At 63.2% G+C, this 12,662-nt stretch carries 11 protein-coding genes; 9 read left to right on the forward strand and 2 right to left on the reverse strand.

Annotated features, from left to right (window positions below; all coding sequences use genetic code 11):
* The first annotated feature begins 80 nt into the window (after positions 1-80).
* The 4 genes from eat (at position 81) to IOD17_RS15425 (ending at position 4,463) form a co-directional block, all read left to right on the forward strand.
* The gene (gene eat / locus IOD17_RS15410) at positions 81-1,529 is read left to right on the forward strand and encodes an ethanolamine permease (protein ID WP_233685938.1); all 1,449 of its coding nucleotides are present in this window, start codon (positions 81-83) and stop codon (positions 1,527-1,529) included.
* Positions 1,530-1,580: 51 nt separating this feature from the next.
* Positions 1,581-2,975, forward strand: coding sequence for an ethanolamine ammonia-lyase subunit EutB (locus IOD17_RS15415; protein ID WP_233685939.1), 1,395 nt, complete (start codon positions 1,581-1,583; stop codon positions 2,973-2,975).
* A 14-nt stretch (positions 2,976-2,989) separates the two neighbouring features.
* Positions 2,990-3,802, forward strand: coding sequence for an ethanolamine ammonia-lyase subunit EutC (eutC, locus tag IOD17_RS15420; protein ID WP_233685940.1), 813 nt, complete (start codon positions 2,990-2,992; stop codon positions 3,800-3,802).
* Between the two features lie 193 nt (positions 3,803-3,995).
* Complete coding sequence (locus IOD17_RS15425) at positions 3,996-4,463, forward strand: GNAT family N-acetyltransferase (protein WP_233685941.1); 468 nt, start codon at positions 3,996-3,998, stop codon at positions 4,461-4,463.
* A 36-nt stretch (positions 4,464-4,499) separates the two neighbouring features.
* Here the strand turns inward: IOD17_RS15425 and IOD17_RS15430 are convergent, their stop codons facing one another.
* On the reverse strand, positions 4,500-6,098 hold the full coding sequence (locus tag IOD17_RS15430) for a protein kinase (RefSeq protein WP_233685942.1): 1,599 nt from the start codon (positions 6,096-6,098) through the stop codon (positions 4,500-4,502).
* 111 nt (positions 6,099-6,209) lie between these two features.
* Here IOD17_RS15430 and IOD17_RS15435 point away from each other — a divergent pair, with 111 nt between their 5' ends.
* Both IOD17_RS15435 and ppa read left to right on the forward strand, forming a co-directional pair.
* Entirely contained in the window at positions 6,210-7,049 is an 840-nt protein-coding gene (locus IOD17_RS15435) for a zinc-dependent peptidase (RefSeq protein ID WP_233685943.1), read from the forward strand.
* A 78-nt stretch (positions 7,050-7,127) separates the two neighbouring features.
* A complete protein-coding gene (gene ppa, locus IOD17_RS15440) occupies positions 7,128-7,655 on the forward strand; it encodes an inorganic diphosphatase (RefSeq protein WP_160347505.1) in 528 nt (175 codons plus the stop codon).
* 97 nt (positions 7,656-7,752) lie between these two features.
* On the opposite strand, the gene cadR is transcribed toward ppa, so the two are convergent.
* Positions 7,753-8,205 (reverse strand): Cd(II)/Pb(II)-responsive transcriptional regulator, encoded by a 453-nt coding sequence (gene cadR / locus IOD17_RS15445; RefSeq protein WP_233685944.1) that lies wholly within the window; start codon positions 8,203-8,205, stop codon positions 7,753-7,755.
* Between the two features lie 132 nt (positions 8,206-8,337).
* On the opposite strand from cadR, the gene IOD17_RS15450 reads away from it, so the two are divergent.
* The 3 genes from IOD17_RS15450 (at position 8,338) to IOD17_RS15460 (ending at position 12,662) form a co-directional block, all read left to right on the forward strand.
* Positions 8,338-10,470 (forward strand): heavy metal translocating P-type ATPase, encoded by a 2,133-nt coding sequence (locus tag IOD17_RS15450; RefSeq protein ID WP_418904278.1) that lies wholly within the window; start codon positions 8,338-8,340, stop codon positions 10,468-10,470.
* A gap of 12 nt (positions 10,471-10,482) precedes the next feature.
* A complete protein-coding gene (locus IOD17_RS15455; RefSeq protein ID WP_233685945.1) occupies positions 10,483-10,860 on the forward strand; it encodes a DUF3703 domain-containing protein in 378 nt (125 codons plus the stop codon).
* 173 nt (positions 10,861-11,033) lie between these two features.
* Entirely contained in the window at positions 11,034-12,662 is a 1,629-nt protein-coding gene (locus IOD17_RS15460) for a methyl-accepting chemotaxis protein (protein WP_233685946.1), read from the forward strand.

The following is a 12,662-nucleotide window of genomic DNA, read 5'->3' on the forward strand; positions in this document are numbered from 1 at the left end:
ACCTGGGTAGTTTCCTCCCTCATCCACCTACATACCTGACCGGGCTTGGGCTGCGACCAGTATGTTGATAAGGAATTCCCATGGCAGCAGAACAAATCAGTGCGGTAGGTCTACCGCAAGGCACCGATTTAGAGCAGGTCGATGCCGATTACTTCCAAAGCAGGCAATTGAAGAAGGGCGCAGCAGGCTGGGTATTGCTGGTCGGCCTGGGCGTGGCCTACGTGATTTCCGGTGACTATGCCGGCTGGAACTTCGGTCTAGCCCAGGGCGGCTGGGGCGGCATGTTTCTCGCCACCCTGCTGATGGCGCTGATGTACCTGTGCATGTGCTTTTCCCTGGCTGAACTGTCCTCGATGATCCCCACCGCCGGTGGCGGTTATGGCTTTGCCCGCAGCGCCTTTGGCCCCCTGGGCGGTTTTCTTACCGGCACGGCGATCCTTATCGAATACGCCATTGCCCCAGCGGCGATTGCGGTGTTTATCGGCGCCTACTGCGAGTCGCTGTTCGGCATTGGCGGCTGGGCGATCTACCTGGCCTTCTATGTGCTGTTTATCGGCATCCATATCTTCGGCGTCGGTGAAGCGCTGAAGCTGATGTTTATCATCACCGCCGTGGCGGCAATTGCCCTCGGCGTGTTTATCGTCGCGATGGTGCCGCACTTCTCGGTGGCCAACCTGCTCGATATCCCGGTGACTGAAGCCGCAGGCGCCAGCAGCTTCCTGCCGTTCGGCTATGTCGGCGTGTGGGCGGCGATCCCCTATGCGATCTGGTTCTTCCTCGCAGTCGAAGGCGTGCCGCTGGCCGCTGAAGAAACCCGCAACCCGCAGCGCGATATGCCACGCGGGCTAATCGGCGCCATGCTGGTACTGCTGGCCTTTGCCCTGCTGATTCTGCTGATTGGCCCAGGCGGCGCCGGTGCCAAGGCGCTGATGGCCTCCGGCAACCCGCTGGTGGAAGCCCTGACCATTGCCTACGGCGAATCCACCTGGATGAGCAGCTTCGTCAACCTGATCGGCCTGGCCGGTTTGATTGCCAGCTTTTTCTCGATCATTTACGCCTACTCCCGGCAGATTTTCGCCCTGTCGCGCGCCGGCTACCTGCCACGTTCGCTGTCGCTGACCAACAAGAACAAGGCCCCGGTGCTGGCGCTGATCGTGCCCGGCCTAATCGGCTTTGCCCTGTCACTGTCCGGCCAGGGTGACCTGCTGATTCTGGTGGCGGTATTCGGCGCCACCCTCTCCTACGTGCTGATGATGGCCGCGCACATCACCCTGCGCGTGCGCCGCCCGGAAATGCATCGCCCGTATCGCACCCCAGGCGGCATCGTCACCTCGGGCATCGCCCTGGTGCTGGCCTGCGTGGCCGTGGTGGCCGGTTTCCTGGTCGACCCACGGGTGGTGATTGGCGCTGCGGTTATCTACGCCGTGCTGATCGCTTACTTCGCCCTGTACAGCCGCCATCACCTGGTGGCCGGTACGCCGGAAGAAGAATTCGTTGCCATCGGTAAAGCCGAGGCCGCGCTCAAGTAATACCCGTCGCGCTGGCGCAGCTGCGCCAGCGCGACGTTTGGGAGACACGCAATGTCCAGTTTTCAGCATACGGTAGGCGGTGAAACCTACCGTTTCGACAGCCTCGCCGAGGTGATGGCCAAGGCCAGCCCGGCGCGCTCCGGCGACTATCTCGCCGGTGTAGCGGCGAGCAATGCCGGTGAGCGCGTGGCGGCGCAAATGACGCTGGCCGATATTCCGCTCAAGCAGTTCCTCACCGAGGCGCTGATTCCCTATGAAGCGGATGAAGTCACCCGGTTGATCATCGACAGCCATGACCTCGCGGCCTTCGCCCCGGTCAGCCATCTGACGGTCGGCGGCTTTCGCGACTGGCTGCTCGGCGATAGCGCCGATGAGGCCAGCCTGCGCGCCCTCGCGCCAGGCCTGACGCCCGAAATGGCGGCGGCGGTAGCGAAGATCATGCGCGTGCAGGATCTGGTGCTGGTGGCGCAGAAAATCCGTGTGGTCAGCCGTTTTCGCAACACCGTCGGCCTGCGCGGGCGCATGTCCACTCGCCTGCAACCGAATCACCCGACCGACGAACCGGCCGGCATCGCCGCGAGCATTCTCGACGGCCTGCTGTATGGCAACGGCGACGCCATGATCGGCATCAATCCGGCCACCGACAGCATCAGTTCGATCTGCGAGATGCTGAAGATGCTCGACGGCATCATTCAACGTTATGCAATCCCTACCCAGGCCTGCGTGCTGACCCACGTCACCACTTCGATCGAGGCGATCAACCGTGGCGTGCCGCTGGACCTGGTGTTCCAGTCGATTGCCGGTACCGAGGCGGCCAACGCCAGCTTTGGCGTCAGCCTGAACATATTGCAGGAAGGCTACGACGCCGGCCTATCGCTAAACCGCGGCACCCTGGGCAACAACCTGATGTATTTCGAAACTGGCCAGGGCAGCGCGCTGTCCGCTGGCTCGCACCATGGTCTCGACCAACAGACCTGCGAGACCCGCGCCTATGCAGTGGCGCGGCACTTCAAACCATTTCTGGTGAATACCGTGGTCGGTTTTATCGGCCCGGAGTACCTGTACAACGGCAAGCAGATCATCCGCGCCGGCCTGGAAGACCACTTCTGCGGCAAGCTCTTGGACCTGCCGATGGGCTGCGACATCTGCTACACCAACCACGCCGAAGCCGATCAGGACGACATGGACGTGCTGTTGACCCTGCTCGGTGTGGCCGGGATCAACTTCATCATGGGCATCCCCGGCTCAGACGACGTGATGCTCAACTACCAGACCACCTCCTTCCATGATGCGCTGTATGCCCGGCAGAGCCTGGGGCTGAAACCGGCCCCTGAGTTCGAAGCCTGGCTGCAGCGCATGGGCATCTTCACCCAGGCCGACGGCCGCCCGCGTATGGCGGGCAGCCTGCCGCCAGCGTTTCGTCAGGCCCTGGCGCAGCTGGGTTAATCAAGGAGCCGCTTATGTACGATGACAGCCCACTCAGCAGCGCCAGCGAAAATCCCTGGCAGCAACTGCGCAACCTCACCCCAGCGCGCATTGCGCTGGGTCGTGCTGGCACCAGCATGCCGACCCGCGCGCAGCTGGACTTTCAGTATGCCCATGCCCAGGCCCGCGATGCCGTGCACCTGCCGTTTGATCACGCCGCGCTGGCCGCTGGCCTGGCTCACCAGCATCGACAGAGCTTGCTGCTGCACAGCGCCGCCAAGGACCGCGACACCTACCTGCAACGCCCGGATCTGGGCCGGCGTTTGAGTCACGAATCCGCCGAGCTGCTCGGTCAGCACCGCGAAAACAATCCGGATGGCTACGACCTGGCCATCGTCATCGCCGACGGCCTCTCTGCCCTGGCCGTGCACCGTAACGCACTGCCCATGGTGGCGCATATCGAGGAACAGACCGCTGCCGAAGGCTGGAGCGTGTCGCCCGTGGCTCTGGTGACCCAGGGCCGCGTGGCGGTGGCCGATGAAGTGGCCGAACTGCTCGGCGCGCGCATGGTGGTAATCCTGATCGGCGAGCGCCCGGGCCTGAGTTCACCGGACAGCCTGGGGCTGTACTTCACCTACGCGCCCAAGGTCGGCCTGACCGACGCCTACCGCAATTGCATCTCCAACGTACGCCAGGAGGGCCTGAGCTACGCCATGGCCAGCCATCGCCTGTTGTACCTGATGCGCGAGGCCTGCCGCCGCCAGCTCTCCGGGGTCAACCTGAAGGATGAAGCGGAGGTCCCACTGCTGGTCAGCGGCGGGCAAAACCACAATTTCCTCCTCAGCTAGCGCCGGGAAAAACGTGAAACTGGCCGCATCAGGTCCAGCAGAGATAAGCGGACATCCCAGCCCCGGCTGGGGTTAGCGGCCAAACAACTGTTTGGATTGCACTTTCCAAATGCTTTAGGCAGCATCGGGAACATTCATTGGCAGCGCCATCCTGTTGCCGACGCCATCCACATGACTGAAGTCGAGGCTCACCATGCGCATTGTCCAAGCGACCCTGGAGCATCTGGATCAACTCACGCCGCTGTTCGTCAACTACCGCGAACACTTCGGCCAGCTGCCCTACCCTGACTCCTCGCGCAAGTTTCTGGAAAAGCGCATCAGCCGCAAGGAATCGGTGATCTACCTGGCCATGGCCGACGATGAAGACAAGATCCTCGGCTTCTGTCAGCTCTATTCGAGCTTCTCCTCGCTGTCGCTCAAACGCGTGTGGATCCTCAACGACATCTACGTCTGCCAGGATGCACGCCGCCAACTGGTCGCTGATCGGCTGATCCAGACCGCCAAGCAAATGGCCAAAGAGACCAACGCCGTGCGCCTGCGCGTGGCGTCCAGTGTCGACAACGAGGTCGCGCACAAGCTCTACGAATCCATCGGTTTCAAGGAAGACACCGAGTTCAAGAGCTTTGTCCTGCCGATCAGCGAAGACTTCACCGCGCCGTAACCGCCCGCAGGCCTGCGACGTACCAAGCGTCGCAGGTCAGCCGTTCAGGCTCAGCCACAGGCCGATTCCCAGCTGCATCAACAGCAAACCCAGCAATGCCAGGTGCCAGGGCGAGCGGTAACGCCGTGTACGCAACCTTGGAGCCGGGTGCTGCAGCAACGGCTGGCGCAACGCCTGTTCAAACTCCGAGAGCGCCTCGAAACGCGCCTCAGGCCTGGGTGCCAGAGCCCGCGCCAGCACACCATCCCAGCCCATGGGCACTTGCCCACTGAACTGCGCCAGCGGCCTATAGCGGCTGTTGCCATCGGCATCCGCCTGCGCCACCTCCGGCCAACGCCCGCAGAACAACCAGTAGGCCAGCGCTGCCAGGGCAAACTGATCAGCTCGACCATCCAGGGCCTGCCCGGCACGAGCCTCCGGCGCCAGCGGTACGGCCTGAGCCGGCAGCGCCTGCTGCACAACACCGGGGATCAGCGCGGCATGTTCGGGTAACAGCAACACACGGCCGCCGTCACTTACCAGGATATTGCGCGGATCCAGCCACAGCCCCTGCATGCCACGGCGCTGCAACCCGCGCACCGCCGCGACCAGTTGCTCAAGCAGGGCCAGCAGCGTCAGGCCATCCACCGGACCATGCGCCGCCACCCAATCAATCAGGCTGCGCATGCCCTTGGCAGGCGGTTCCAGCAGCAGAAAGGCATGTTCACGCGGCTGATGTGACGACAGCACCTGCGGCAAGCTGCTCACCGGGCTGCGCCGCAGCGCCCATTCGCGTTGCCAGAAGACTTCATCAGCCGCCTGCTCGGCCAGCCATAGCAGCGCCTCCCGGCCACGCGGATCGGTGGCGCGAAACAGCCGACCTGGCGGCCCATATGGGCATGCCGACAGCAGCACCCAGCCATCCAGCTGCACACCCGGCTGCGCATGCGGCACCGCAGGCCAGGGTGCACGCACGGTCAACGCCGATGCCTGCTCAAGCACACCCGGCTGCAGCAACACCGCCGCCCCAGGTGCCTGCAACAAGGGCGTAAGCAGCGTCTGCAGGGCCTGCGTATCGAGCTCCGCATCAAGCCCACGCCAGCCTTGCAGATCGGCTACATCCAGCAACGGCTGCGGGGCCATCAGCAACAACTCATCCGCATTCAGGTACAGGTGGTGCTGCACCAGCGCCAACTCAGCCTGCGCGCCCAGTTGCAAGCCATCACGGCCGATCAGGCAGGTTGCCGCAGCGCCTTGATAGCGCTGCAAACCGATGGCCCCGGCCTGGAGAAACTGCGCCTCGCCGTTCTGCAGCAGCAACAAGCCGGCATCCAGTTGCGCGATGCTGCGCCCCGCCTGACGCTGGCGAAACAGCTGCTGATTCAACCCCGCCAGTACCTGGCGCGCTGCCTGTGCTTCGCTCCAGCCCGCCGGGGTGCTGCAAAAATCTGCCAGCAGCCCATCAAGATAGGCCTCCAGCATACGCACCACATTAGTGCAATCACGCGCCCAGAGCAGCGCGACCAGTAACAGCGGCGAACGTCCTTCACGCCCAGGCAGCCTGATCGCGCGGGCCCGGGCGGCCTGGCTGGACAGGTCAAGACCGTTGCCGCAGAGCAGCTTGATGGTGGGATGATGCAGACGCTCGATCGACATTGGCAGCCCTCCCAGGTCGTATACCCCCAGGCTGTTGCAGCCTTTGTGCCGACTTGCCCAGCGCATCCCCCCGGCTTAAGGTGGGTGCTCCCTAGCGTCCGAGCAGAGTCCATGTGGTCGTTCCGCGCCTGGCGTCGCCAGCGCATCCTTGCCCGTCACCCCATCAGCCCTGCGCAATGGCAGGCCGTGCTGCAGCAGCTACCAATCCTCGACGGCTTGAATGAAGCCGAACAGCAGCGCCTGCGTGAACGTGCCGTGCTGTTTTTGCACCACAAACACCTCAGCCCCCTACCCGGCGTTGAGCTGGACAGCCACGCACACCTGCTGCTGGCGGTGCAGGCCGAGCTGCCACTGCTGCACCTGGCCGACCTCAACTGGTACCAGGGCTTTCATGAAATCGTCCTGTATCCGGATGATTTCGTCAGCCCGCAGCGCCACCGCGACCCGAGCGGCGTGGTGCATGAATGGGACGCCGAACACAGCGGCGAGGCCTGGCTGCAAGGCCCGGTAATCCTCGCCTGGCCTGGAGTATTAGCCAGCGGCCAGTGGGACGGTTACAACCTGGTGATCCACGAACTGACGCACAAGCTGGACATGCTCAATGGCGACGCCAACGGCTTGCCGCCCCTGCACAGCAACATGGCCATTCAGGACTGGGCCGAGGCCATGCAGAGCGCCTTTGACCAGATGAACGCCGAACTGGATGCCAATCCCGAGGCCGACACCGCCATCGACCCTTATGCGGCGGAAAACCCGGCAGAATTTTTTGCCGTGACCAGCGAATACTTCTTCAGCGCTCCGGACCTGCTCGCCGGGGCCTTCCCGGCGGTGTACGCGCAGCTGGCGCTGTTCTATCGGCAGGACCCACTGGCCCGCCTGCAGCAGTTGCAAGCGAGCAACCCGGACTATCAGGTCAGAACCGAAGACAGTGAGTTCGCGACCAATGGCTAGGCATCCCGGCGTAGCAACGCCTGGGGAATATGCCTATAATCGCGCCACTTTTTTGGCCCACCCCTCGGGAGTCGCCCCATGAGCTACAGCAAGATCCCGGCTGGCAAAGACCTGCCGAACGACATCTACGTCGCCATCGAGATCCCGGCTAACCACGCGCCGATCAAATACGAAATCGACCACGACAGCGATTGCCTGATGGTCGACCGTTTCATGGCCACCCCGATGTTCTACCCGGCCAACTACGGTTTTATCCCGCACACCCTGGCTGACGACGGTGACCCCCTCGACGTGCTGGTCGTGACCCCGTACCCAGTGGCGCCAGGCTCGGTTATCCGCGCCCGTCCGGTTGGCGTGCTGCACATGAGCGACGAAGCCGGCGGCGACGCCAAGCTGGTTGCCGTACCGCACGACAAACTCACCGTGCTGTACAAAGACGTCCAGGAATACACCGACCTGCCGGCCCTGCTGATCGAGCAGATCAAGCACTTCTTCGAGAACTACAAGGATCTCGAGAAAGGCAAATGGGTCAAGGTTGAAGGCTGGGGCGGCGCTGAAGAAGCCCGCGGTCTGATTCTCAAGGCGGTCGCGGCTTACCAAAAATAAGTCGGGACTACCCCCTAAAAGCCGGCCACAAGCCGGCTTTTTTATTGCCCGAAAATCGCCGCCGGCATTCCCCTCCCCCCCAAGATTTGCCAGCGCCTCAGTGCCGATGGCTCTTGCCCACATGCGAGTGGCCGTCATCCGGCAGCGCGCTGACCCCGCCGCTGCTGTTCAACTGCTGGAGAATGCCGCAGGCCTCCACGCCCTGTTCCGAAGCACAGCGGTGACGCAGGTCGAGCAGTTGTTGTTGCAGTGCCAGCAGGCTGGTAACCCGCGCCTGAACATGACGAATGTGCTCATCCACCAGGCTGTTGACGCCTTCACAGTTCTGCGCGGGGCTGTCCATCAGGGCCAGCATGCGGCGGATTTCATCCAGGGTCATGTCCAGCGTGCGGCAATTGCGGATAAAGGTCAGCCGTTCCAGGTGCTCGCTGCTATACAGCCGGTAATTGCCCTCCGTGCGGGCCGGAGCAGGCAGCAGCCCTTCACGCTCGTAGTAGCGCACCGTTTCAACCGGGCAATCGGCCTGTTTGGCCAGTACTCCAATCTTCATGACAACCTCGCGCAAAGGTGCTTGACCCTGTAGTGGCTTCAGGGTGTTCACTCTACTCCATCGTGTAGCGAGGATAGTCTGATGAATGATTGCTGCGGCCACGGCCACCATCACCCACCGAAAGCGGACGCCATGGCCACTGCACCGACGGGCGAAGGAGCCCTGGACGGTGCGCTGTTCAGCCAGTTTCGCATCGAGCAGATGGACTGCCCGACGGAGCAGACGCTGATCGAAGAGCGCCTGTGCAAGCTCGCAGGCATCGAGCGCCTGGAGTTCAACCTGATCAACCGCGTGCTCGGGGTCTGGCATCGCCTGCCGTCCACCACGCCGATTGAGGCAGCCATCGGCGCGCTCGGCATGCAGGCCGAGCCGCTGACGGGCGAAGCGAAACCCGCCCCGGAGCCACGCAAGAAAGCCTGGTGGCCATTGGCGCTGTCCGGGGTGGCGGCGCTGAGCGCAGAAGTTCTGCACTTCGCCGCGCTGGCACCGGAGTGGCTGGTCGCTGGCGTGGCGCTGCTGGCCATTCTGTTGTGCGGCCTGGGCACCTACAAAAAGGGCTGGATCGCCCTGAAAAATCGCAACCTGAATATCAATGCACTGATGAGTATTGCCGTAACCGGCGCCGTACTGATCGGCCAATGGCCGGAGGCGGCCATGGTCATGTTCCTGTTTGCCGTGGCCGAGCTGATCGAAGCCAAGTCACTGGATCGTGCGCGCAATGCCATTCGCAGCCTGATGGACCTGACGCCCGAGCGCGCCACAGTGCAGCAGGCCGACGGCAGCTGGTTGGACGTAGCGATAACGAGCGTTGCAGTCGGCGCCCTGGTAAGGGTGCGCCCAGGCGAACGCATCGGCCTGGATGGCGAAGTGATCAGCGGCCACTCGACGATCAACCAGGCCCCCATTACCGGCGAAAGCCTGCCCGTGGAAAAGACCATTGGCGATCTGGTCTTTGCCGGCACCATCAACCAGGCCGGCGCACTGGAATACCGCGTATTGGCCGCTGCAAGCAACACCACGCTGGCGCGGATCATCCACGCGGTTGAACAGGCGCAGGGCTCGCGCGCGCCGACCCAGCGCTTTGTCGACCAGTTCGCCAAGGTCTACACCCCACTGGTGTTTCTCCTGGCCCTGGCGGTTGCGCTGCTACCGCCACTGCTGCTGGCCGAACCCTGGTATGACTGGATTTACCGCGCCCTGGTGCTGCTGGTGGTGGCGTGCCCCTGCGCCCTGGTGATCTCGACCCCGGTGACCATCGTCAGCGGCCTGGCCGCCGCCGCACGCAAAGGCATTCTGGTCAAGGGTGGGGTCTACCTGGAAAGCGCTGCCAAGCTGGGCTTCCTGGCGCTCGACAAGACCGGCACCCTCACCCACGGCAAGCCGGTGCAAACAGACTACCTACCCCTGCTGGAACAGGATGCCGAACACTATCGCAGCCACGCCGCGAGCCTGGCCGATCGCTCCGACCACCCGGTGTCCCAGGCGATTGCCAAGCAGGCGCGTGAGCAGAACCTGCTCATCCGTGCAGTCGAGAATTTTGCCGCCCTGCCCGGTCGTGGCGTGCAGGGAAATATCGACGGCGCCGTGTTCTACCTGGGCAATCATCGCCTGGTGGAAGAACGCGGCTTGTGCTCGGCCGAACTGGAAGCCACCCTCGAAGGCCTGGAACGCCAGGGCAAAAGCGTGGTGGTGCTGTGCGACAACAGTCGTGCGCTGGCGCTGTTTGCCGTGGCCGATACAGTCAAAGAATCCAGTCGCGAAGCCATCGCCCAGCTGCATGCGCTGGGGGTGAAGACCTGCATGCTGACTGGCGACAACCCGCACACCGCGGCAGCCATCGCGACCCAGGTAGGCATCGACGAAGCACGCGGCAACCTGTTGCCAGAAGACAAGCTGCAAGCCATCGAAGCCTTACAGGCACGCGGGTTTGTCGTCGGCATGGTCGGTGACGGGATCAACGATGCTCCAGCGCTGGCCAAAGCGCAGATCGGTTTCGCCATGGCGGCGGCCGGCACCGACACAGCCATCGATACCGCCGACGTGGCCCTGATGGACGACGACCTGCGCAAGATTCCAGCCTTTATCCGCCTGTCGCAGCAGACCGCAGTCATTCTGAAGCAGAACATCATCCTGGCGTTGGGGGTCAAGGCGCTGTTTCTCGCCATCAGCCTGAGCGGCCAGGCCACCCTGTGGATGGCGGTGTTTGCCGATATGGGCGTCAGCCTGCTGGTGGTATTCAACGGCCTGCGCCTGCTGAAGAAATAGGAGCACAGCAACATGCATACACCGCTACAACAGGCGATTAGCGAAGCCTTCCACCAAGCCGACCTGGCCAGGCATGCCCACGACAATAAGGCCGCTTTCGCCTGGCTGGAACGCGCGCATATCCTCAGCCAACGCCAGCCTCTGCTGCATGCCAAAAGCCATTGGCTGATGCTCACGCTCGGCTGGCAGCAGCGCGATTACCGCGAAGTGGCCGGCCAACTGCCGCGGGTTGTCGCGGCCCTGCTGTTCTCACGCATCTGGGTGCCCGTTGGCAATACCGGACGAGCGCGGGTCAGCGCCTTCCGGCCGATGCCAGTGGCAGAGGAGTTGCACAGGCTGCTGCGCCACGAGACGCGCGCCTCTCGGCACCGCGCCGAAGGGGGCCGTTAGCGCCGGCGCGGCGGTGCGCTGGCGAGTTACGCGCTATAACTGGTTGGCTGGCCGCTGGCTGACCAGTAGCATGGCCGCAACAGCGCGAGCATCGCAGCCACGCCCTTGCGGCTGGCAGTTCGCCCATCACCACGCACGACTAGCAGCTTCAACAGCAGCTGAAGGATCACGGGATGAAGTTAACCGTTCGCAACCGCATCATTGCCAGTTTCACTGTCCTTATCGCCATTCTGCTGCTGCTCGCTGGAGCCTCCTACCTGCGTATGTCGGCCATCAAGGATGCAACGGAAAGCATGCTGACCGACTCGGTGCCCGGCGCCTATTACGTCAGCAAGATGCAGGAAGCCTGGGCTCAGCACATGCTCGACACCCGGCGCATGCTCCTGCGCCTTGTCGATGAAGAGCCGCAGGCCGTGCTTGATCACTACCAAGAGCAGTTCAAACTCAACGAAACGGCGCTCAAAGACCTGCAAACACGCTATCAGAGCGCTGTCGCAACCGAGCGCGAACATGCGCTCGCAGCGGCGTTCAAGCGGCAACACAAGCAATACCTGAAAATGCATGAGCAGCTGCTCAATACCGTGCGTGAAACGCCGGGAGCCCAGGCACGCGCCTTCAGTGCCGGGCAGGTTTTCCCGGAATGGGAAAAAGGCCAGCAGACACTGAGCGACCTGACAGAGCTGAACAAATCACTCTCCGACAGCGCCTCTACGGAAATCCGCAACGCCGTGCGCACGCTGGAAATCGGCCTGCTGCTGGCCATCCTGCTGACCATTGCCGCCGCGGCCACCAGTGGCTGGCTGCTGCTGCAATCGATCACCCGGCCGGTCAACAGCATCGTCAGCACGCTCAAGCAACTCGAAAGCGGCGACCTTTCGGTGCGCCTGGACATGCAGCGTCAGGATGAATTCCACGCTATCGAAACCGGCTTCAACAGCATGGTTGGCGAGCTCAAGACTCTGGTCGGCCATGCCCAGCGCTCGGCTGTGCAGATGACCACCTCGGTCACCGAAATCGCTGCCACCTCGCGCCAGCAGCAGGCCACCGCCACCGAAACGGCCGCCACCACCACGGAAATCGGTGCCACCTCGCGCGAGATTGCCGCCACCTCCCGTGACCTGGTACGCACCATGGGCGAGGTGTCCGACAACGCCGAACAGACCTCGGTACTCGCCGGCACCGGGCAACTGGGGCTGACCCGCATGGAAGAGATCATGCGCCACGTCATGGGCGCTGCCGACGTGGTCAACGGCAAGCTGTCGATCCTCAACGAGAAGGCCGGCAACATCAATCACGTGGTCACCACCATTGTCAAAGTGGCGGACCAGACCAACCTGCTCTCTCTCAACGCGGCCATCGAGGCGGAGAAAGCCGGCGAGTACGGCAAAGGCTTTGCCGTGGTCGCCGTCGAAGTACGTCGCCTGGCCGACCAGACCGCCGTAGCCACCTACGACATCGAGCAGATGGTGCGCGAAATCCAGTCGGCGGTATCGGCCGGGGTCATGGGCATGGACAAGTTCTCCGAAGAAGTGCGCCGCGGCATTGGCGAAATGGCGCAGATGGGCGACCAGCTGGCGCAGATCATTCAGCAGGTGCAGGCCCTTGCACCGCGTATCCAGATGGTCAACGAAGGCATGCAGGCACAATCGACCGGTGCCGAACAGATCAACCAGGCCCTGGTGCAACTGAGCGAAGCCAGCAGCCAGACCGTCGACTCCCTGCGCCAGGCAGGCGCGGCGATTGACGAGTTGAACCAGGTGGCCAACAACCTGCGGGTTGGCGTAAGCAGCTTCAAGGTCTGA

Source organism: Pseudomonas anguilliseptica, assembly GCF_021375795.1.
Lineage (GTDB): Bacteria > Pseudomonadota > Gammaproteobacteria > Pseudomonadales > Pseudomonadaceae > Aquipseudomonas > Aquipseudomonas anguilliseptica_A.